We start from the raw sequence: 21,714 nt of genomic DNA, 5'->3' as shown, positions 1-21,714 counted from the left end.
ATCCTCAGGCGTCGGTTTTCTCGGTATCATCATCGTCTTGCGGGACGTCCAGACGCGCTTCCCTCAGCAATTCCGCAGCACCGGTCAGATGGCCAGCGACAGTGTGCAAGAGGCTCATCAGGACGGTGGGGTCGGTTGCAATCACCGATTTGAATTCATCGGCTCCGATGCGCAGAAACTTCGTATCCTCTCGGGCAATCAGGTCCAGTTGACGGGGCTCATTAAGAATGATGGCCAGATCGCCGATTAACCGTCCGGGTCCCACGGCTGTGACATCATGCCATGTCTCGTCATCGTCGCGATAGCCCATCATGGCATTGCCGGACAGGCACAGATAGGCCGCATCCGCCCGTTCTCCCATAGCAAAGATGCGCTTGCCCTTTCGGGCGGTATACCACTGGGCAGAGAAGGCAAGAAGGCGCTGATTGCGCGAGTCCAGATTGGAGAACAGATCGGTACGGGAAATCTCGCGTATCTTGCGGCGCAGGTCATCCGAACCGCTGTCTTCGGTGTCCTGCACGTCCGTCTGTTCAATCCCGTCTATGCGCCCGTTCCGGATTTCGACAAATACATCATAGGCCGTTGGATTCCTGAATGTGTCCTCCAGGAAAATCATGGTGGTATTGGGCAGAAGGTCCTGCAATTTCGCGCGCGTCCGAATGCGGCTGTCTGAATCGTGGCTGGCCAGAACCGTGTCGAGAATGAGAATATCGGGGCGCTTGATACCGGCGCGGCTGAAGGCTGCGCGCTCCTGAAAGGCGCTGGCCAGATTGGAGCCGCCAAGGCCGGTTTTGATGCCCAGAATGGTTTCGGAAACCTGCCGTTTCAGACCGTGCGCCTGTAACACCTCGGCGACGAGATCCTCGACCAGTTCACCTTGAACACCGGCAATGCCGGACACCCTGCCGTAAAGCGCGTTTTCCATCAATGTGAGGCGAGGCAGGTAGTTTTCAGGCGCGACAGGCACAAACATGCCACTCATCCTTTCGCGCATTTCGCCGCTCTTGGATTTCCTGATTTGAAGGATTTCCTCCTTGAAGCTCTCTGGAAACCCGGGCCCGATCTGTTCCGCTGTAAAGGCAAATGGGACGGTCAGAAGCAATGCAAACTCTTCTTCTGTCAGAGCCTGATCGCCCTTTTCCTGCCGACGTGTGGCGATGTCGACCATGCGCTCGTAAAGCTCGTCCTCGATGCCGAGCGCTGTGAACAGCGGGTGGCTGGTTCCGTCCATGCCAAAGGTCTGGTGCAGTGTTTCGATCAGCGTTTGTGAAATCGCAATCCCCTGCTCGGCGAGCCCAAGTTCGCTGATCAAGGCCAGAAAATCCTGCTCCGCTGCGAGACCGCGTTGAGAGATGTCGCGTTTGGGCGATGCGAACATCAGGTTACCGCCCAGGGGGATCGAGGGGTTGAACTCATCTGGGTGAAACCGGTTCACAACTCCGTCCAGCCCGCGCTCCACAAGCTTCTCGTGAACCTCTTCGCGTAGTCCCACGATGTCGCCCGCCAGTTGCGCATGCTGCTCCGGATCCATGCGGGACTTCAGCATCAGGCGAAACATCACCTCGTCCAGGCCCATGGCTTCCACCAGGCGGAACCACCACCCCCGGATTTCTTCGGTTGTGTTTAATCCGGCGAGACCCGGGTCCACCCAATCCGCCTCAATACTGTCGAGGCTGTTGCCGGATTTTCTGGCCTCATTGGCTTTCTTGTCTTTCCCGTTGGGGTCCCAAAGTATGGTTTTCGGGCTTGATTTCAAAGGCATCAGAAGGTTGTCACCGAGGGTCCCGTCAAAGAGATAGGGCCGCGAATGGGCATAGCCGATCCGCGCGGCGATGACGGCCTGATGCATGTCTTCCAGATCACGTCCGGCGATAGTGACGCTGCCGCGGGTGGGCAGCACCTCACGGGTCAGCACTTCGGCAAGGGCCGTACGTTCGATCTGACTGCTTGCCTGAATGGCGACGCGGGCGCCCGCGGGTATTTCCAGATTTATGTTCTCCAGAACGGCATTGCCATCGGAGTTGCGCACGGTGACATTCTGAATCGAAATTGCGCCATCGAGGCGGGGGATTTCTTCCGGTTCACCCTCAAAGAGTCTCTCATCAATCATATCTTTTGGGGCGAAACGTTCGATCACGATCTCCCAGCGCAAAGACATGTCCTGTACCTGATTGTAGTAGGTCAGCAGCTCTTTCCACGGCGAGCTGAGGTCTTTGTAGGCCGCGAGTGCGGCCACCAGAGCTCCGACCGTGATCTCGCCCTGAATGGCCAGATACCCCCCGGCCGAGTAAAAGAAAAACGGCGTGAGCTGTGTAATGAAGTTGTTGAGAAACTTCATGAAGAATTTCTTCTGGTAAATTTGAAAGCGGATATCGAAGAGCCGCCCCAAACGGTCAGAGAACACGGCCAAACGGTACCGCAGACCCCCATTTGTGCGTAAATCGCCAATACCCGCTGCCGTTTCACCAATTTCGGACGAGAATTGCCGTACTTCGACGATCCGTTTCTTGTTCAGTTGGTTGATCTGACGCTGCAGGATCGGGATGACGTAGGCCTGAAGCGGTATCAGGGCGATCCCGGCAAGGCCGAACCACACACTTTGAGCAAAGAGGAAGGCCACGATGATCAGCATTTGACCTGCCTGAAACACCGGTTGCGCGACCGCATCCCCCATCAGCCCCCCCATGGGTTCTGCCTCAGACGTGACCATGGAAACCAGTTCACCCTGACTGGTGTTGCGGAAATAGATGCGCGGGAACCGCATCATCCGGTTGAGAAGCTGATATCTGAAGCGGCGAAGGAGCCTTTCGGCCAGCACACCTTTCATCGTGTTGAGGCGCATTTTGAGGACGCCATGCACAAGTACGGAACCCAAATAGAGGAAACAGAGCGCCATCAGGAATTGCGTCTGCGTCATGGTGAAATCAAACACCGTAATGCTGCTATCCTGAGCCCCAATGGCATCGTTGATGATCCGCTTGGGCAGCTCCAGCGTCGCGTAGAGGAACGGAAAGGTGAACAGCGTAAAAAACAGCAAAAACAGCTGTTCGCGTTTCGAAAACTTCCAAATGAAGGCAAAAAGAGAAGATTCCATGAAACGGCTTTCGGTAATGGATTGGCCACGAACCATTGTGTCAAACAAGCGCACAGATGCGGGTGTCTGGTCAACTTAGGATCGCGGTTTTGGCAATACAAGCGCACAAATGGTCAGGCCATGTGCAGATCTGAACGCTTGGTCCTTGCAGGCTGGAGGGGGACTGGCTATGCCGTATCGGACGATTTTTTGAGGGGGGATGCCCGTGACCAGCCAGCGTTTTGATAAATCCAGACTGCCCAGCCGCCACGTAACAGAAGGCCCGGCGCGCGCGCCGCACCGGTCTTATTATTATGCGATGGGCATGACGGATGAAGAAATTCACCAACCGCTGGTGGGCGTGGCGACCTGTTGGAACGAGGCCGCGCCGTGCAACATCGCGCTCAACCGTCAGGCCCAGGCGGTGAAGATGGGTGTGAAGCGCGAAAGCGGCACACCGCGCGAGTTCACTACGATCACTGTGACGGACGGCATCGCGATGGGTCATGAAGGCATGCGCTCATCGCTGGCGTCGCGCGAGGCCATTGCCGATACGGTCGAATTGACCATGCGCGGCCATTGCTATGACGCCATCGTGGGGCTCGCGGGCTGCGACAAATCCCTGCCCGGCATGATGATGGCGATGATCCGTCTGAATGTGCCTTCCGTTTTCCTTTATGGCGGGTCGATCCTGCCCGGTCGGCTCAACGGCAAGGACGTGACCGTTCAGGACGTGTTTGAGGCCGTGGGCCAGCATCAGGCGGGCAATCTGAGCACCTGCGAGTTGGAAAAGCTCGAAGCCGTCGCCTGCCCTTCCGCCGGTGCCTGTGGGGGTCAGTTCACCGCCAACACCATGGCCTGTGTCTCCGAGGCCATTGGTCTGGCGCTGCCCAATTCCGCCGGTGCGCCTGCTCCTTACGAAAGCCGCGACGCCTATGCCGAAGCCTCCGGCGCGGCGGTCATGAACCTGATCGAGAAAAACATCCGCGCGCGCGATATCGTGACGCGCAAGTCGCTGGAAAACGCGGCCCGGATCGTCGCCTGCACAGGTGGTTCCACGAATGCGGGTCTGCACCTGCCCGCAATGGCGCATGAAGCGGGCATTGATTTCTTCCTCGAAGATGTCTGCGAGATTTTCCGCGACACGCCTTATTTCGTCGATCTCAAACCCGGCGGGGCCTATGTTGCCAAGGATCTCTATGAGGCAGGCGGCGTGCCTGTCGTGATGAAAGAGTTGCGCAAGGCGGGTCTTATCCACGAAGACTGCATGACAGCCACAGGATATTCCATCGGCGAGGAGATCGACAAAGTCTCTCTCGAAGCAGATGGTCGGGTGATTTATCCGGTGGAAACGCCACTTAGCAAAACCGGCGGTGTCGTCGGGCTCAAGGGCAATCTCGCCCCTGAAGGTGCAATTGTGAAAATTGCCGGGATGGAACCCCAGCACCAGCTTTTCACCGGCCCTGCCCGTGTTTTCGAATGTGAGCAGGACGCCTTCGAGGCCGTCCAGAACCGCACCTATGAAGAGGGCGACGTCTTCGTCATCCGTAACGAAGGGCCCGCCGGTGGGCCGGGCATGCGCGAAATGCTGGCGACAACGGCGGCACTTTCCGGGCAGGGCATGGGCAAGAAGGTCGCCCTGATCACGGACGGTCGGTTCTCCGGGGCGACGCGCGGCTTCTGTGTGGGTCACGTCGGACCCGAGGCAGCCCATGGGGGCCCGATTGCCTTGCTCAAAGACGGCGATCTGATCACCCTCAATGCCATCGAAGGCACTATTTCGGTGGACGTGTCAGATGAGGAAATGGCCGAACGCAAGGCCGCTTGGGCCGGCCCACGCCCAACGATCTACGGTGCAGGCGCACTTTGGAAATATGCAAAGCTTGTCGGTCCAACCTATCTTGGTGCTGTGACCCACCCTGGCGGCAAGGAAGAGGGCCACGACTATATGGAGCTGTAGCGCCATTGCCTCTGGGCGTGTTCGACGCGCGCAGGGGCAACAATTTCACTATTTCCGGCAGATTGTCTCAAATTCATGGTTTATAAACCGGAAACTCTTTCGTTAGATAAGGAAGAGCGCAGGATTTGAGGCACACGAAAACCGATGGGTAAGGGCGGCGACACCTTCTGGGATACGGCGATATACCGGCGCGCATTGCAGCGCTGGGCCCTTTCGGCACGAGAGGCCAGTACCGCCAAAATTTCCGTCCTGCGCAAACAGCGTACACGCGCAAGATTGCTGCGGGCTCATCTGGACAGGCTTATTCACGTGGCCGACGAACGATTGGCACTTCCGATTGTCGGATCCAGCAGCTTTCCCAGGCCGCATAACGCCGATTGGGCCTGGCGTCCGGAGCTATGGCGCGGTCCCTTGGCCACCCCGGGTATTTCATCGGTACAGAACAAATCCATGCTCGGCGATGAGGTAACACTGTTTCATGATTGCGATCACTCGGAACTGACGCTCCGGCAGGTTCGCAACACGCGGCAGGAAGATCTCGCACCTTACGGCTTGCGCGTTGATGTATTTCGCTTTGACGGGTCTTTCCTGTCTGTGGTCGTCGATTTGCCGGAGGCAGCAACAGGTGGTTTGAAACGCACTCATATTCTGCGCGTGGAAAGCATTGTGGAGATGGAGAAGCCAATCGAGATATTTGTCCGGCTCAATATCCGGCACGGGCCGAACACCGAGCAAATCGTGCGGGAGTTGTCGGTGGCGGGCAAGGAGGTCGAGGTGGAATTTGATCTCGCTTATTCAAGCCTGAACGAAAAACGTATCGAAAAGGCCTGGATCGATTTCATTTTCGAAGGCCCCGAGATGAACATGGTCACATTGCGTGACCTGACTTTTTCACGCCGCGCCCGCGCGCAGATCTAGGAAGGTCGGGTATGAACCAGTTGGTCGTGACAAAATCGAAGATGCAGGGTGGCATTTGGGAGGGGCTGGTCACAGGCGCGGGTGATACCAAACCCAAGCTGAATGTGACGCACCTTGAAAATCCCTTGGAGGACGTCACGCTGACAGAGGCCCGGGAGGCAGGTGGATGGCTGCTGCAGATCCCGGTACCGTCGGAGGCGATTGCCGATGGGGTTCAGACGATCCTTATTACGGATGTTGAAACAGGCGCGCAGCTTGACAGCTTCACGTTGATAGCAGGTGAGGCATTGGGGGATGATCTGCGTGCGGAGGTGGACCTACTGCGGGCAGAGCTGGACATGCTGAAACGGGCGTTTCGCAGACATTGCGTCGAAACCACCTAACCCATAAATTTGATCAGGTTTGACCGTTTGGCTTGGTCCTTCAGTGTGCGCCGCAAGATCAATCTCAATCCGGCCCCAGGATACTCGCCAGATCATCGGGAGGCTGCTTTCGCGCATCCATGTCCAGCCCGCTCTGGATATGATTCAAATGCGCGATGAGCAGCTTCTCCGCCCGTCGTGCATCTCCTGCATGGATGGCATTCAGGATTTTGGTATGCTCGTCATCGGGGCAGCTTGCCGTATCCGACGATCCAAACAGACCAACGATCAGCGAGGTGCGGGTAACGAGTTCGCGCATCATCCGTGAAATGACGCTGTTGCCGCCAGCTTGCGCCAGCTTGACGTGAAACTCGCCAGACAAACGGATCATCTCCGTGCGTTCATGCCGCGCGCGGGCCGCATCTTCCAGCGCGATATGGTCCGAGAGTATCCTCAGGCTAGTGCCATCTGATTTCTGTGCCAGTTGTTTCACAAGTGGCGGTTCGATCAGCATGCGGGCGTCAAATACATCCCGAGCTTCGGATTTATCGGGGCAGGCGACATAGGCGCCACGGTTGGACTGAAGATCTATGATTCCCTGGCTCGACAACAGCAAAAGTGCGCGCCGAACGCGCATTCGGCCGACCCCGAAAGTTTCGCACAGCCGGGCCTCACTCAGTTTTGTGTTTGGAGCAAGGCGCTGCTCCATCACTGCCCGGTAGATTCGGTCCACAATCGTCTTTTCTGTCGGGTCAGCCGAATTTTCGTTTTCACTGTAAGCTTTTACTTGAGTTTCGCCGTTCACATCCGAACCTTTCAAAACCGCCCTTTTCATAATCATATAGCGCTCGAAACTGCTCAAACTGCAAGCAATGATGCGGGTATTTCAAGATTTTTGTTATCAAGAGTTGATTAATATGTTGACATAAATTGTTAACAATCGTGAACTGATGGTGCGGCAACCAGAGGATTTCCATCGAACTGCCGGCCAAGAAAGGCGCGTTGAGCGTCAAATTGAAATTCAACGGGAGTTTAGAAATGCAAAGACGAACGCTTTTGAAAACGGCAGTGATTGTCACTGCGCTTCAGGCCACGATGGCGCTTGCGGAAAACCCAGTTCTGAAGATCGGATTTGTCGGCGTGACCAGCGGGCCTGCTGCGGCTTGGGGTATATCAAACCAGCGCTCCATGGAAGCTCGGGCGGCGTGGATCAACGAAACCGGCGGATATACCATCGGTGAGACAACCTATGACATCGAGATCGTTTCCTTCGATGATCAGAAGGACCCGAAGCGGGCGATTGCGGGTATGGAAAAAATGGCACAGGAAGGTATCCACTATGTCGTGGGGCCTAACGTGGATGACGGGGCAGCCGCCGTTCGTCCGGTCGCTGAGGCCAATGGCATCATGTATTTCCCTTACGCTTTCCCCAAATCGCTCTACCAGGCTCCCGCGTCAAACGCAGTTTTGGGCATGGTGGCCAACTATCAGTCTGGACCAGCGATCTACAAATATCTGATGGAAAACGAGGGCGTCAAAACTGTCGCCTTTATTGCGGCCAATGAATCTGATCCGCTCAGCCAGCGGGATGGCGGGGTTGCGGCGGCCAAGGAGCTTGGGCTGGAAGTCGTTTCCGACAATGTCACATACCAGGTTGATACCACGGATTTCACACCGGTACTGACCCCTGTCATGCGTTCGCGCCCTGATTTGCTGGTTCTTTCGGGGGTGTCCCCGGCAAATGCGCCACAATTGATCCGTTCCGCACGCGAACTGGGTTTCGAGGGTTTGATCTCGACTGAAACGGCGCAGGACGCGGGTGTTCTGGCTGAAGGTGCCGGCGATCTGGCGAATGGTTTCATTTCTGTCGGCGGCGCCTCCACACCGGAATTGGCATCGCCCATGATGAACGAGTTTGTCGACCGCTATAAAAAGATGTTCGGTGAGTACAACGACGAGTCCAATACAAAAGTCTACGCATTGGAGTACATCCTCGAAACCCTCAAGGCGGAGCCCTCGGCGATCAAGGATGTGGATGTCTTTCAGGCCAGCATGGACACCTTCGAGGCACCAAACCCTTACATGAATGGTGATGCGAAGCTCCGGTATGTCGGCATGTCATCCTTCGGTCAGCGCCGTCAGGTTGCCGTACCTTTGGTGGTGAATGTCTATCAGGATGGCGTGTTCGAAACACTCTTCGTCGCCGAAGTTGACTAAAACCAACTGGTTGCCCTGCATGGTCAGGGCAACTTCCCCGGGCCCGGCGGGTCTGGGATTTTCTTCCTGAAGGAATAAACCAATGGAACAGATATTGGCCAATGGCGTCTATCTGGGGTCTCAATACGCGATGATCGCGCTTGGACTGACCCTGATTTTTGCTCTGATGAATGTCCTGAACTTTGCGCATGGTCAGATGTATGTGATCGGAGGCTTCGTCACCTACACGTTCTATGGTCAATTAGGGGTGCCGTTCGTTCTGGCTCTGATCATTTCATGTCTTACGCTCGCTGTTCTGGGCGCGCTGATTGAGAAGTTTCTCTTTGCACCGGTGATCAAGGGATCTGCCCGTGAAGAGAGCACCATGCTTCTGGCTGCGGGTATCGCGTTCCTTCTGGATGCGCTTATCCTGTTGATTTTCGGAGAGAAACAACGGGGTGTCCCCAAGATCGTCAATGGCGTATTCAACTATGATTTCAGGCTGATCATGCCATATGACCGTATCGTGATCTGTGTTCTGGCGATCCTGTCGATCGTCGCCTTTATCTGCCTCATGCAGTATTCCAAGACCGGACGGGCGCTGCGCGCGTTGGCGCAAGACCGGACAGCAGCGCAGCTGATGGGGGTGAATGTTGATCGCTACTCCATGATAGGATTTGCGCTCGGTGCAATGCTTGCAGGTCTTGTAGGCGGACTGCTCGTCACGATTACCGGCGTCAACCTCGGGATGGGCGGCCCAACCTCGATCAAAGCTTTCATGATGGTGATGATCGGTGGCGCTGGCGTGATTTCCGGCGCGATCTGGGGCGGAATCATCCTGGGTTTCATGGAAGCGATCGGGCTGGCGGTCCTCTCTCAATACGGCGATATCACCTACCTGCTGATCTTCGTCTCACTGATGATTTTTCTTGCGATCAGACCTCAGGGTCTGATGGGCAAGCCTTGGGGCTGATTTCATGAAAAACCTCACATCAAAACAATTGGTCGGGGTAGGATTGTTCCTCTTCGCCGTGTTCGTCGCGGTCCCTGTGCTTATTCGTATAACCGGCCGTTGGGATTTCTACTTTACCCTGACATCCGTGGCGCTTCTTGCCATCGCAAGTGCCGGCGTCTGGCTGACTTTCTATATCGGTCGCATCAACATCGGTCAGGGCGCATTCGCTCTGATCGGAGCCTATGTCTCCGCCATTTTGGTGGTAAAGGGCGGCGTCTCATTCTGGATCTCACTTCCGGCGGCAGGTCTCTTTGCAGCACTTGTGGCCATTCTGATAGGTTTACCGATCTTGCGCCTGCGGGGCGTCTACTTCGCGATGATAACACTGGTGTTGACGCAAGTGGTCACGCTTACAGCGCTTGCCTTGCCCATTACAAATGGCGCGAAGGGCATCTCTTCAATCCCGCTACCTTCTGGAATTTCGATTTTCGGCGTCCCGATCATCCCAGATTTCGCGGCGATGGAGAACACAAAGCTGGCCTTCTACTATGCCGCCTGCATTCTGATGATCCTGACCTATGCCGCTCTTTATCGGCTGGTGAATTCGCGGCTGGGTCATCTCTGCCGGTCGATGCAGCAGAACGAGGAACTGGCAAGTTCCATCGGCGTGAACATCAGCTATATTCGTATTGTCATCTTCGCGATCTCCTCCTTTTTTGGTGGGATCGGCGGGGCGATGTTCGGGTCAATCGCGCAGTCGGTTTATCCCTCCAGCTTCCAGGTCGCTGATTCCGTCAATTTCATGCTGAACTGCTTTCTGGGCGGGCTTGGCTACGTCTTCGGGCCCATGCTGGGCACTCTGGTGCTCTATTTTGGGTGGGATTTGCTCTTTGAACTCGGCAAATACCAACTGCTTGTCTACTCGCTCATTCTGATCGCGGTCATTCGTTTCCTGCCCAATGGATTGCTGAGCCTGCGATTGGGCAAGGGAGGGCCAAAATGACCCCCCTTCTCCAGATCAAGAATGTCACCAAGAAATACGGTGGTCTGACCGCGAACAATGACATCAGTTTCGACGTGTCGGAAAATGAAATACTCTCGGTGATCGGTCCCAACGGGGCTGGAAAATCGACCTTGTTCAAGATGATTTCCTCTTTCGTACCAACCACTTCGGGTGAGGTCCTCTTTGGCGGAGAGAGGATATCAAATCTCAAACCGCATGTCGTGGCGCGCAAAGGCGTTGTCCGGACATTTCAGGAAACAACGATCTTCAAAAGCATGACCGTGCGCGAAAGCGTGATTGTTGCTCAGCATTTACGTGCGAAGGCCTCGCTTGGCGGTTACTTCTGGGGGTCGAAAGCAGCAAAAGACGATGTTGTATCCTTTGGAAAATATGCCGATGAGCTGCTGGAGTTCCTCGGCATGTCGGAGATCAGTGACGAGCTGGCAAGTAATCTCCCGCAGGGCAATCTGCGGGCGCTTGGCGTTGCGATTGGCCTTGCGACCGGGCCCAAGGTTCTGCTGCTGGACGAACCTTTTGCGGGCATGAACCATGATGAAACCATGCGTATGGTTGAGCTGGTCCGCTCGGTCCGCGATGCGCGCGGTGTCACGGTTTTGCTGGTGGAGCACGACATGCCGGCGGTCATGACCATATCCGACCGGATTGTGGTGTTGAACTTTGGCGAAAAGATTGCCGAAGGAACGCCGTCGGAAATCCAGAACAATGAAAAAGTCATTGAGGCCTACCTTGGTAGTGCCGATGACGAGATCGGGATGTAGGGCATGACAAGCATGTTGGATTTCAGGGAAGTCGAGCTTTACTACGACCACGTTTATGCGCTGAAGGGTGTCTCTCTGGCGCTCGATCAGGGGGAAACCGTGGCCTTGATCGGGGCCAACGGCGCGGGGAAATCATCGATCCTGCGGGCCATCACGGGTCTGGCACAGCCCTTCAAAGGAACGGTTTCCTTTGAAGGCGAACGCATTGATGGGACAAACCCTTCGGATATCGTCAAAAAAGGTATCGCGATGGTGCCCGAGGGGCGTCGCGTTTTTCCCTACATGTCGGTCAAAGACAATCTGATGATGGGGGCTTTTACGCGCAACGACAAAGCCAAGATTCAACTGACATTGGACAGTATTCTGCACCGGTTTCCACGCTTGAAGGAACGTTATGCGCAGGCGGCCGGCACATTGTCGGGGGGCGAGCAACAAATGATGGTCATTGGCCGCGCCTTAATGGCCAAACCCAAACTGCTGTTGCTGGATGAACCCAGTCTTGGGATCGCGCCCAAGCTTGTTCAGGACATTGCGCGTTCGATCGTTGCAATCAACCGCGACGAAGGTGTCTCTGTCTTGCTGGTCGAGCAGAATTCACGCATGGCGCTCAGCATCTCCCATCGTGCCTATGCAATGGCGACGGGGAAGGTGGTGATCGAAGGTAATTCAAAAGAACTGCTGCATGATGACCGGATTAAGGCCGCCTACCTTGGCGGCGAGGTTTAAGCTGAGATGAAAATTCTGATCGTCAATCCAAATACAACGGCCTCGATGACCGCAAAAATTGCCGCTGTCGCGCGCGTGACCGCCCGCGCAGACACCGAGATTGTTGCCGCAAATTCAAAAAACGGCCCTCCTAGTATCCAGGGGTTTCTGGATGTGGCGACTTGCGTACCCGGGTTGCTGACAGAGGTGAAACAACATTCCGACATCGACGCCATTGTGATCGCATGTTTTGACGATACCGGGCTTGATGCCCTGCGGTGCATGGTACCGGTGCCGGTTCTTGGCATTGGGGAAGCGGCGTACCACGCGGCCAGCATGATCGCTACAAAGTTCAGTGTCATCACAACTCTGGCGCGCTCTGTGCCGGGGTTAGAGAACAATCTGATGCGTTACGGTCTGTCGCAAAAATGCGTACGTGTACGTGCCACCGATATCCCTGTATTGAAGTTGGAAGAGGGTAATCCCGCAACGCTTTCCAGAATCAGGGACGAGATTCGCTCGGCCATTGTCGAAGACCGCGCGGAAGCCATCGTTTTGGGGTGTGCGGGCATGGCTGATCTGATGGCACAATTGAGTGACGAATTCGGTGTACCTGTTATTGACGGAGTCGCAGCCGGAATCGCCTTTGCCGAAGCTCTCGTCAACACCGGATTGAGTACCTCAAAAATTGGGGCTTATGCCGCTGGCTAGGCACTATGTTGCGTAGCCGCAAGAACCCCTCTCCCCGGGGGCGGCGCTAGGTGTTTCGACCGCGATTTGACGCATTCGTCGCTGCTCTTACATGCCGAAACGTTTCAGATCACCTTGATGACATCTTTGTCGATTGCGAGCATGTAGCCGCGCCGCGCGATGTTTTTCACCAGAAGCTCGGCGACGATCTGGTTGCCCAATGTATCTCGCAGGCGTTTGATGCGCGTGGCACCGGCGGCTTCCTCGCAATCAACCGCGGGCCGGCCCGAAATGACCCCTTCGATCTCTGAGCCGGAGAGAACATCATCATCCATCCGTGCTTCGGCGAGGACCGACATCGTTTCCATCGCCGCGTCCGTCAGTTTGAATCCAAGATTGTTCAGATAGACAGTGTTTTCTTCCCGGCTGATCAGTAGCGAGTTGACCTGAATACCGGCGCGCTCGATTTGGGCCATGCGGCGGTTGAAGCCAACCAACATGATCAGAAAGACCAGCGCGGCGATCAACATTGCAGTGGCAAAGACCAGCAGGACAAAGATGACCAATCGGTAGCTCATCAGCGTATCGGAAAAAGCTGTTCCGGATTGCGCAAGGATCTCCAGGAGTTTTATTTCCGCCAAAGCCGTAAGGTCATTGTTCTCGATGAACAACTGTTCGACGCGTGCGTTGAAGGCATTGCCATCGGGCAGCGCCCAGAACAGCATGCCCGCGGCAAGCAGCAGGATAACAACAATCGCAGCAATCCCAAGAATGACAATCCGACCGCCGGAACGACGCATTTCAGAAGCGGAGGTAGTTGGGTCCTGCACTCTGTTTCCTTTTTGCCAAACCACTTTCGTCGAACACTGAAACGATGTTCAGCAAGGTCCATCCCTGTGCTGCGAGCCGTGCTGACAGTTCAGCTTTGGCTGCACCTTTTGAGCACTCCGAGATTTGCGCCACACCATAGTGCAGCCGCAACGGGTTGTCTTGTTTGGCTTTGTAATCGGCATAGCAGTCCGCTGAAAATCCAGAATCTGGTATCAGCAATGTGACCACGACGCCCAAAATGAGAGACATGTGTTTCATGCGCCCAATCCTGCGCATGAACGATGAGATATTCAATAACAAAGGGGCCTTAGCCGTTTTGTTATCAGATATCAGCCGAGCGATATTGCCTGTCGGAGGGGGGCGAGCCCAGTTTGATCGGGACAAGACGGTCGGTTCTCGGACGGCTGGACAATATCTACTGAAAGGGGTTCCCGATGCACCGTAAATTCATTGCCACGATCGTTGCTGCCGCTCTGGCTGTTACCGCGATTGGCAGCGCGCCTGCCCGTGCCGACAACGACCTGCTGAAGGCGCTTGCCGCCATCGCCGGGGTCGCGATTGTCGGCAAGGTCATTCATGATCGAAACAAGCGCCATAAAGAGCGCGACACGGTCACCCGGAATACTTACCAGGCGCCCATCTATGAAAGCAGCCCCCGCGTTTACGATCTCGAACCGCGCCCGCTTCCGAACCGCGCAAAACGGCGTTTGTTGCCGGGTGATTGCCTGCGCAGCGCGCAAACCCGCCAAGGGCGCGTTCGCTATTTCGGCAAGCGCTGTCTTGAGCGGAACTACAAGCACGTCAACAAATTGCCGCGTGACTGCTTTATTCGCCTGCGCGGCGATGATCAGTCCCGTCGGGGATACGATGCCCGTTGCCTGCGCGACAGAGGATACCAATTAGCGCGCCGCTAATGACGCGCTGATGCAAAGCCGGGTGGGTCCCCCAAAACCGGCTTTGTTCAGGAAGGGGGCGTTCGGGCGCCTCCTTCTTTTGCTTAACCAGTGTAACGCGCGTCTTTAAAGGGCGCGCGTTTTTTCATGGGGGGTTGCACCTTTTGCAGGATCATTGGATGCAGAAGAGATGAAACCCGATTTCGAAATGGAACAGGCGGCCTATGCATCCGGAAAGCTCCGGGTGGCCGGTGTTGATGAGGTTGGGCGCGGGCCACTGGCCGGTCCGGTGACTGCGGCGGCGGTAGTCCTGGACCCCGCGTGCATTCCCGACGGGCTAAACGATTCCAAACAGCTCACCGCCAAGCGCAGGACTCATCTGGCCGAGTTGCTGATGCAAAGTGCCGATTTCTCAATCGGGCACGCGAGCGTTGAAGAAATCGAACAGCATAACATACTGCGGGCCAGTCACCTTGCCATGCAGCGCGCTGTCGCGGGCCTTGATGTTGCACCGGATCATGTGCTGATCGACGGCTCGATGGTGCCACGCGGCATGAACATATCAGCCCAACCGGTGGTCAAGGGAGATACACGTTGTCTGTCGATTTCTGCGGCGTCAATTGTGGCGAAAATATGTCGCGACAAGATCATGGTGGATTTGGCGCAACAGCATCCGGGTTATGGTTGGGAGACGAACATGGGATATGGATCAAAAAGCCACATGTCTGCGCTTCAAAATCTTGGGCCAACCCCACACCATAGACGAACGTTTAAACCGGTACACAATATGTTGTATCAAGAAAAAATGTTAAAGCCTTGATTCAAAAAAGAAATTGACCCCGATTCGCCTTTGACTCATGTTTGTCTCAACCAGCGAGTGCAAAAGCACCGGTACAGAGGCAGAACATGATGACCCAGACCAAAGGCGCCAAAGCGCTTCCTTTGAACACTATTCTTGACGGCGACTGCATCGAGATGATGAACAGCCTGCCGGCAGCTTCGATCGACCTGATTTTCGCTGACCCGCCCTACAACCTGCAACTCAAAGGTGATTTGCATAGGCCCGACAACAGTCGCGTGGATGCGGTGGACGATGCCTGGGATCAATTCTCTAGCTTCAAGGCCTACGACGATTTCACCAAAGCGTGGTTGAAAGCCGCGCGACGGTTGTTGAAACCCAACGGGGCGATCTGGGTCATTGGCAGCTATCACAATATTTTTCGCGTCGGGGCTGCGTTGCAGGATGCAGGATATTGGATTCTGAATGATGTGGTGTGGCGCAAATCAAACCCGATGCCGAATTTCCGCGGGAAACGTTTCACCAATGCTCATGAGACAATGATTTGGGCAGGGCGCGACGAATCCAGCAAATATACTTTCAACTATGAAGCGCTTAAGTCCCTGAATGAAGGTATTCAGATGCGCTCGGATTGGGTTCTGCCGATCTGTACTGGTCACGAGCGTCTGAAAGACGATCAAGGTGAGAAAGCGCACCCCACGCAAAAGCCTGAAAGTCTCCTGCACCGCGTGTTAGTAGGGTCGACCAATCCCGGTGACGTTGTTCTCGATCCTTTCTTCGGAACCGGTACCACGGGCGCGGTCGCAAAGATGCTGGGTCGTGATTTTATCGGGATCGAACGGGAAGCGGCCTACCGGAAGGTGGCGGAGAAACGCATCTCGAAAGTGCGCAAGTTTGATCGCGAAGCACTCCAGGTGTCGACTTCGAAACGTGCTGAACCCCGCGTGCCCTTCGGCCAGCTTGTGGAACGCGGTATGTTGCGCCCCGGCGAAGAACTATATTCGCCACGCGGGCAGATTGCCAAAGTACGCGCCGATGGCACCTTGATCGGCAATGATGTCAAAGGGTCGATCCATCAGGTCGGAGCCCATCTTGAAGGTGCCCCAAGCTGCAATGGCTGGACGTATTGGACCTATAAGAGGGAAGGCAAAAAAGTCCCGATTGATGTCCTGCGCCAACAGATCAGATCAGAGATGGCCAATTGAATTTTCACTGAACACCGCCGGTGCCTGTGGCCTTCTGAACGAGGCTGCCTTCCAAGGCACTCAACTTGCCCCGCCTGTCAGGCGGGGTTTTTTCTGCGATGATGAAATCCGCCAGCATCTGACGAAACTCAGGCGTGTCAGTTAATACGCTTGGGAATGACTTTATGGTTCATCGCCGCATGGATGTAGCGCGCGCCAAAATCAGACTTATTGACAACGTGGATAACACCCGCGGATTGCGCTTTGTCGAACATGAAGGGTGTCGGCCAGTCGCTGACAATCACAATCGGGATCTTTGCGAAGTTTGGGTCCTGAGCGAGTTCGACGGCGAAGTTGGCCCCGGTCCCGTCAGGCAGATTGTTGTCCAGCAAGATGAAACTGGTTTGGTACTGAGACATGTGCTGCCGCGCGTCTTCGATCGTCGCGGCGACGGCGACAAAAACACCTTTGAAACTTTTGTCCAGGATACGTTTAATCCGCTCCTGATCAAAAGTACTGTCTTCAACAATCAGACAAGTACGGGTCTGTGTACTATGCTGAGGTGCTGCAATTTGCTGCTGCATTCTGGGCTCTCACGTCGGTCCACCTGAAGAGATAGATGCGCATAAAAGCCTTAAGATATGGTGTTCAGTTTGCACCCGGATACGGGTTGGTCGCGGAGTTGTAAGCACTCCAGTCAGTAACTTCCGGATAGTACATTCGACGCCACCGGCGCACCTTGGGGTTCATCACACGCCGCCACAAAGGCGGAACCATCGCGACCATGGTCATGACCGGATAGCCATAAGGCAACTGTGGGGCGTCAGTGTCGGCGTATGTTTGCAGTACCGGAAAGCGGCGATCTGGTTTGTAGTGATGATCTGAATGTCGTTGCAGATTGATCAACAGCCAGTTGGAAACGCGATGATCTGCATTCCATGAATGTTGGGGTTTGACGTGTTCATATTTTCCATCGCCCAGGTGTTTGCGCGTCAGCCCGTAGTGTTCGATATAATTGACCAATTCCAACTGCCAGATCGCGGTGCCCGCTTGCACCACAAAAAGGCCAAGGCCCGACCAACCGCCCAGCAAGAAGGCCAAGAGCAGCATGAGCGCCTGCAACAGCCAGTATTTAAGGAACGGATTGCCCAAGTCATGCCAGGGCAGATTGCGCCGTGCCAGCATTTCTTTCTCCGCACGGAATGCCGAGCGTAAGGATTGCTTCAGCACGCGTGGGTAAAATCGGTGAAACCCTTCGTTGTACCGCGCCGTCACCGCATCGCGTGGCGTGCCGACATAGCGGTGATGCACCAGCAGGTGTTCCGAGCGGAAATGTGAATAGAGCACCATCGCAAGCAGCAGATCGGCCATCCATCGCTCAGTCTTGTTCTTCTGGTGCATCAGTTCGTGGCTGTAATTGATCCCGACGGTTCCGGTGATCACACCAACCCCAAAAAAGAGAATAATGCGGTCAAAACTGCTCAGGTGCTGCGCCTGAGGCACATACCAGATCAGACTGAAAAGCAGGAAAAACTGGACCGGTGCCCATATCATGGTCACCGCGCGATACCAGTAAAGGTGATCGTCCGGTGTTGACGGATCCGCATTGGTCCCGTCACGCCCGAAAAGCGCGTCGAGAGCGGAAAACAGATACCAGGTGACAACCGGCAATAACCAGATCGTCCAACCACCATAAAGGGCACTTAGCCAAGCGACAGGGACCAACAGCATCGACATCCAGAAGGGTGCCGCGCGCGTGATCTTCACAAGCTCTGACATTGGAACGGTTTTCAGGTCATCTTGCATCAGGGTTTCCGTTCTCCTCTTGATCGCAATCTAGAACGGCTTTGCCTGTTTCACCAAGTGTGACGCAACGCTCAAAACGCACTTCGGGCCAGATCAAAGGCTTTGCGCATGACCGTGGGCAGATCAGATGGCCTGAATGTTTCCGGGGTGGAAAAATGTCCACGTTCAACCGCAATTCCGTCCGGTAACGTTGCGACGTAAATGGCAAGGCGCAGGTGAAAATGTGTGAATGTGTGGCGCACCTCGCCCGATACCATTTGCCAGTCTCCGGCACAGGGCGCGGGGGTTTCCGGAATCGGGCTGTCCTTATCTATCCAATCAGACCCGGGCCACCCCAGCATACCCCCCAAGAGGCCTTTTTCCGGTCGTGTTTCCAGCAGCCATGCGCCGTCTTTGCGCCTGCCGATATAGAGAATGCCGTATCGGGTCGGCTTGGCTTTTTTCGGGGTTTTTTGGGGCAGGGTCGGTGCCGTACCCTCGGCGCGGGCCTTGCAGGGTTCCGACCACGGGCAAATGCCACAGGCCGGATTGCGCGGGGTGCAGATGGTAGCACCCAGATCCATGACCGCCTGCGCATAGTCTCCGGCACGCTGGTCGGGTGTCAAAATCTCCGCCTCACGCATCAGGATTGGTTTTGCTTCGGGCAGCGGTGTGTGGATGTCGCGCAGTCGCGCCATCACCCGCTCGACATTGCCGTCCAGAACCGCGTGGGGCAGATCAAAGGCAATCGAAGAGATCGCCGCCGCAGTATAGGGACCAATCCCTGGCAATTTCAGCAAAGCGGCATGATCTGCCGGGAAAACCCCGCCGTGGTCCGAGACAACCTGCCGGGCGCATTTCAGCAGGTTGCGTGCCCGGGCGTAATACCCCAGCCCGGCCCATTCGCCCATCACATCGGCATCTTGCGCCGCTGCCAGATCAGATACCGTTGGCCAACGCTCCATGAAGCGCTGAAAGTAGTCCCTGACCGTCACAACAGTGGTCTGTTGCAACATCACTTCTGACATCCACACCCGGTAAGGGTCGGGCAAGACGCCTGCCTTGCGATCCTGGGGCGATACGCGCCAAGGCATGCGCCGGGCATGAATGTCGTACCAAGCCAGCAAGCGATCGCTCAGAGGGTCGGAATTGTGGGAAATGTCACGCAATGTTTATGATCTTCCGGCTGCTTGGTCTGGTTGCGCGCACGCTGAGACGCTATGTTCACGCAAGTGTGTTCTGTGAAAGATAGCGATGCCACCCCGACGTGCCAGTACAAAAGGCTTCAAGCGCACATCCAGCCTGCTTACGGGTCGGATTCGCTCGGCCTCCGAAAGCCGGGGTTTTGCGCAAAGCCGGTTGCTGACCCAATGGGCAGAGATTGTTGGCAAGGATATTGCGTCGATCTCACGACCGGTCGAGGTCGGCTATGGGCGCGGTGGCATGGGGGCCACGCTGACGCTGCTAACCACTGGATCGAACGCCCCGATGCTGGAGATGCAGAAAGAACAGCTGCGGCAAAAGGTGAACTCGGTCTACGGATACAACGCCATTGCCCGCATTCGGGTGACGCAGACCGCCGGAACCGGATTTGCGGAAGGGCAAGTTGCCTTCGATCCCGCCGCACCTGTTCAAAACAAGACCCCGGTTGACCCTGCGCTACGCCGAAAAGCAACAGAGGTCGCAAGCCCTGTCGAAGATGCGGGACTTCGTGACGCATTGGCACGGCTTGGCGAAAACATTCTAAACAAGACAAATCGTTGAAAAGGAACCTGCGATGTCGCGTATGATGATTATTTCTGCAGCCGTGGCTGCTCTTGGGCTGGGTGCCTATTTCATAACCTCGCCCAGCACTTCCGTCACGCCGGCTGATCCGCTGGGGGCTGCCAACGCTCAGGAAACGGAGGCGGATATCGATACCTCCACCATCGCTGAAATGACCCTTGGCAATCCGGACGCCCCGGTGACCGTGATCGAATATGCATCCTTCACCTGCCCGCATTGTGCGTCTTTCCACGCGGGCGCCTACAAGCAGCTCAAGGCCGACTATATCGACACCGGCAAAATCAATTTCGTCTACCGCGAGGTTTATTTTGACCGCTACGGCCTCTGGGCTTCGATGATTGCCCGTTGTGCAGGCACACCGGAAAAGTTCTTTGGGATGGCCGATCTGATTTACGCTGGCCAATCCGAATGGGCACGGGCAGGCGAACCGACTGCCATTGTCGAGGAGTTGCGCAAGATCGGGCGTCTGGCCGGGTTGGATGCAGACACTATGGAGGCTTGTTTGCAGGATGGCGACAACGCCCGGACGCTGGTGGCGTGGTATCAGGAAAATGCAACCGCTGACGGCGTGGACAGCACACCCAGCTTTGTCATCAATGGTCAGAAATACTCCAATATGCCTTACGCGGAGATGGCCGAACTTATCGACGCCGCAGCTGAGTAATGACGGCGCCGCTGGCCGGTCTCAAGGTCGTTGAACTGGCACGCGTGTTGGCCGGCCCTTGGGCTGGCCAGACGCTGTCCGACCTGGGTTGTGACGTTACCAAGGTAGAAAGCCCCGCGGGCGATGACACGCGCCAATGGGGACCACCCTTTGTGACGCGGGACGAGGATATCTCCGCCGCCTATTTTCATTCCGCCAATCGGGGCAAGAAATCGGTCACTGCGGATTTTCGAACCCGGGAAGGTCAGCAAAAGGTCAAATCGCTCCTGGCGGGCGCGGACATCCTAATCGAGAACTTCAAAACCGGCGGTCTGGCGAAATACGGGTTGGATTATGACAGCCTGTCCAGAGAGTTTCCGCAGCTTATCTATTGCTCGATCACGGGGTTTGGTCACAGCGGACCTTATGCTTCACGGGCGGGCTATGATTTCATCATTCAGGGGATGTCCGGGCTGATGTCACTGACCGGCGAGCCAGAGGGACAACCCCAGAAATACGGCATCGCCATCACCGATATTCTGACCGGGATTTATGCAACAACTGCCATTCTCGCAGCGGTGCATCAACGCCATCAGACGGACCGTGGGCAACATATTGACATGTCGCTGCTGGATGTAGCTGTTTCGGTGACGTCCAATCAGGCAATGAACTATCTGACCACCGGCGTGCCGCCTCAAAGGATGGGCAATGCACATGTGAATCTGGCGCCTTATCAGGTTTTTGATTGCGCAGACGGACATGTGATCATTGCCACCGGAAATGACGGGCAATATCAGCGCCTGTGCAAACTGCTGGGACTGGAGCAGATGGCCACTGCGCCGGAGTTCCTCAAAAACGTGGACAGGCTGGCCAACCGGGCTGACATGATAGAACGGTTGACCGCTGCGACCCGTCTGCGGACACGCGACGATCTGCTCGCGGCTTGCGAGGCAGAAGGTGTTCCCGCGGGACCGATCAACGACATGGCCGATGTGATGGCGGACGCTCAGGTCAAAGCGCGTGAGATGGAACTATCGCTCGACGGTGTGCCGGGTGTACGGTCACCGTTCACGTTTTCCGATGCCGAACTGTCGCTAAAAAGGCCTGCCCCAAAACTGGGCGAGAATGATCCAACAGACTGACGACTATGGTT

The 21,714-nt window shown here is 55.8% G+C and carries 22 protein-coding genes; 15 read left to right on the top strand and 7 right to left on the bottom strand.

Annotated elements, in window-relative coordinates; translation table 11 throughout:
• Positions 1-4: 4 nt before the first annotated feature.
• Positions 5-3,094, bottom strand: coding sequence for an ABC transporter transmembrane domain-containing protein (locus tag ACOTTU_RS08675; RefSeq protein WP_425657368.1), 3,090 nt, complete (start codon positions 3,092-3,094; stop codon positions 5-7).
• Positions 3,095-3,299: 205 nt separating this feature from the next.
• Here ACOTTU_RS08675 and ilvD point away from each other — a divergent pair, with 205 nt between their 5' ends.
• The 3 genes from ilvD to ACOTTU_RS08660 all read left to right on the top strand — a co-directional run bounded on the left by ilvD (position 3,300) and on the right by ACOTTU_RS08660 (position 6,334).
• The gene (gene ilvD / locus ACOTTU_RS08670) at positions 3,300-5,033 is read left to right on the top strand and encodes a dihydroxy-acid dehydratase (RefSeq protein WP_425657367.1); all 1,734 of its coding nucleotides are present in this window, start codon (positions 3,300-3,302) and stop codon (positions 5,031-5,033) included.
• 144 nt (positions 5,034-5,177) lie between these two features.
• Positions 5,178-5,951 (top strand): DUF6478 family protein, encoded by a 774-nt coding sequence (locus ACOTTU_RS08665; protein WP_298915750.1) that lies wholly within the window; start codon positions 5,178-5,180, stop codon positions 5,949-5,951.
• 11 nt (positions 5,952-5,962) lie between these two features.
• The gene (locus ACOTTU_RS08660; protein WP_425657365.1) at positions 5,963-6,334 is read left to right on the top strand and encodes a hypothetical protein; all 372 of its coding nucleotides are present in this window, start codon (positions 5,963-5,965) and stop codon (positions 6,332-6,334) included.
• Between the two features lie 64 nt (positions 6,335-6,398).
• Here the strand turns inward: ACOTTU_RS08660 and ACOTTU_RS08655 are convergent, their stop codons facing one another.
• Entirely contained in the window at positions 6,399-7,046 is a 648-nt protein-coding gene (locus ACOTTU_RS08655; RefSeq protein ID WP_425657363.1) for a GntR family transcriptional regulator, read from the bottom strand.
• A gap of 305 nt (positions 7,047-7,351) precedes the next feature.
• On the opposite strand from ACOTTU_RS08655, the gene ACOTTU_RS08650 reads away from it, so the two are divergent.
• The 6 genes from ACOTTU_RS08650 to ACOTTU_RS08625 all read left to right on the top strand — a co-directional run bounded on the left by ACOTTU_RS08650 (position 7,352) and on the right by ACOTTU_RS08625 (position 12,662).
• A complete protein-coding gene (locus tag ACOTTU_RS08650; protein WP_298915745.1) occupies positions 7,352-8,530 on the top strand; it encodes an ABC transporter substrate-binding protein in 1,179 nt (392 codons plus the stop codon).
• Between the two features lie 82 nt (positions 8,531-8,612).
• Positions 8,613-9,482, top strand: coding sequence for a branched-chain amino acid ABC transporter permease (locus ACOTTU_RS08645; RefSeq protein ID WP_425657362.1), 870 nt, complete (start codon positions 8,613-8,615; stop codon positions 9,480-9,482).
• Positions 9,483-9,486: 4 nt separating this feature from the next.
• Entirely contained in the window at positions 9,487-10,467 is a 981-nt protein-coding gene (locus tag ACOTTU_RS08640) for a branched-chain amino acid ABC transporter permease (protein ID WP_298915741.1), read from the top strand.
• Positions 10,464-11,246 carry an ABC transporter ATP-binding protein gene (locus ACOTTU_RS08635; protein ID WP_425657360.1) on the top strand — a complete coding sequence of 261 codons (783 nt, stop codon included), beginning with the start codon at positions 10,464-10,466 and terminating at the stop codon, positions 11,244-11,246. The genes ACOTTU_RS08640 and ACOTTU_RS08635 overlap by 4 nt, the downstream gene beginning before the upstream one ends.
• A 3-nt stretch (positions 11,247-11,249) precedes the next feature.
• The gene (locus ACOTTU_RS08630; protein WP_425657358.1) at positions 11,250-11,972 is read left to right on the top strand and encodes an ABC transporter ATP-binding protein; all 723 of its coding nucleotides are present in this window, start codon (positions 11,250-11,252) and stop codon (positions 11,970-11,972) included.
• Positions 11,973-11,978: 6 nt separating this feature from the next.
• Positions 11,979-12,662, top strand: coding sequence for an aspartate/glutamate racemase family protein (locus tag ACOTTU_RS08625; RefSeq protein WP_425657357.1), 684 nt, complete (start codon positions 11,979-11,981; stop codon positions 12,660-12,662).
• A gap of 104 nt (positions 12,663-12,766) precedes the next feature.
• Here the strand turns inward: ACOTTU_RS08625 and ACOTTU_RS08620 are convergent, their stop codons facing one another.
• Positions 12,767-13,471, bottom strand: coding sequence for a winged helix-turn-helix domain-containing protein (locus ACOTTU_RS08620; RefSeq protein ID WP_425657355.1), 705 nt, complete (start codon positions 13,469-13,471; stop codon positions 12,767-12,769).
• Positions 13,443-13,730, bottom strand: a complete 288-nt coding sequence (locus ACOTTU_RS08615; RefSeq protein WP_425657353.1) for a hypothetical protein — start codon at positions 13,728-13,730, stop codon at positions 13,443-13,445. Before ACOTTU_RS08615 ends, ACOTTU_RS08620 begins: the two co-directional genes overlap by 29 nt.
• 176 nt (positions 13,731-13,906) lie before the next feature.
• Here ACOTTU_RS08615 and ACOTTU_RS08610 point away from each other — a divergent pair, with 176 nt between their 5' ends.
• From ACOTTU_RS08610 to ACOTTU_RS08600, 3 genes are all read left to right on the top strand, one after another.
• Positions 13,907-14,386, top strand: a complete 480-nt coding sequence (locus ACOTTU_RS08610) for a hypothetical protein (RefSeq protein ID WP_425657352.1) — start codon at positions 13,907-13,909, stop codon at positions 14,384-14,386.
• Positions 14,387-14,555: 169 nt separating this feature from the next.
• Complete coding sequence (locus ACOTTU_RS08605; RefSeq protein ID WP_425657351.1) at positions 14,556-15,185, top strand: ribonuclease HII; 630 nt, start codon at positions 14,556-14,558, stop codon at positions 15,183-15,185.
• Positions 15,186-15,271: 86 nt separating this feature from the next.
• Positions 15,272-16,369: a site-specific DNA-methyltransferase gene (locus ACOTTU_RS08600; protein WP_425657349.1), complete on the top strand. Its 1,098-nt coding sequence runs from the start codon at positions 15,272-15,274 to the stop codon at positions 16,367-16,369.
• 137 nt (positions 16,370-16,506) lie between these two features.
• On the opposite strand, the gene ACOTTU_RS08595 is transcribed toward ACOTTU_RS08600, so the two are convergent.
• The 3 genes from ACOTTU_RS08595 to mutY all read right to left on the bottom strand — a co-directional run bounded on the left by ACOTTU_RS08595 (position 16,507) and on the right by mutY (position 19,302).
• A complete protein-coding gene (locus ACOTTU_RS08595) occupies positions 16,507-16,932 on the bottom strand; it encodes a response regulator (protein WP_298915717.1) in 426 nt (141 codons plus the stop codon).
• A 64-nt stretch (positions 16,933-16,996) separates the two neighbouring features.
• A complete protein-coding gene (locus tag ACOTTU_RS08590) occupies positions 16,997-18,154 on the bottom strand; it encodes an alkane 1-monooxygenase (RefSeq protein WP_425657347.1) in 1,158 nt (385 codons plus the stop codon).
• Between the two features lie 71 nt (positions 18,155-18,225).
• Complete coding sequence (gene mutY / locus ACOTTU_RS08585; RefSeq protein WP_425657345.1) at positions 18,226-19,302, bottom strand: A/G-specific adenine glycosylase; 1,077 nt, start codon at positions 19,300-19,302, stop codon at positions 18,226-18,228.
• Between the two features lie 85 nt (positions 19,303-19,387).
• Here mutY and ACOTTU_RS08580 point away from each other — a divergent pair, with 85 nt between their 5' ends.
• From ACOTTU_RS08580 to ACOTTU_RS08570, 3 genes are read left to right on the top strand one after another with little or no spacing between them, the layout of a single operon-like run.
• Positions 19,388-19,897: a DUF721 domain-containing protein gene (locus tag ACOTTU_RS08580; protein ID WP_425657343.1), complete on the top strand. Its 510-nt coding sequence runs from the start codon at positions 19,388-19,390 to the stop codon at positions 19,895-19,897.
• Positions 19,898-19,910: 13 nt separating this feature from the next.
• Positions 19,911-20,582 (top strand): DsbA family protein, encoded by a 672-nt coding sequence (locus ACOTTU_RS08575; RefSeq protein ID WP_425657341.1) that lies wholly within the window; start codon positions 19,911-19,913, stop codon positions 20,580-20,582.
• Positions 20,582-21,703 carry a CaiB/BaiF CoA transferase family protein gene (locus ACOTTU_RS08570; protein WP_425657339.1) on the top strand — a complete coding sequence of 374 codons (1,122 nt, stop codon included), beginning with the start codon at positions 20,582-20,584 and terminating at the stop codon, positions 21,701-21,703. The genes ACOTTU_RS08575 and ACOTTU_RS08570 overlap by 1 nt, the downstream gene beginning before the upstream one ends.
• Positions 21,704-21,714: the final 11 nt, after the last annotated feature.

The organism is Roseobacter sp. EG26 (assembly GCF_049830555.1).
GTDB lineage: Bacteria > Pseudomonadota > Alphaproteobacteria > Rhodobacterales > Rhodobacteraceae > Roseobacter.
The sequence above is the reverse complement of the archived record's forward strand: the minus strand, read 5'-3'. Positions and strand labels throughout refer to the sequence as shown.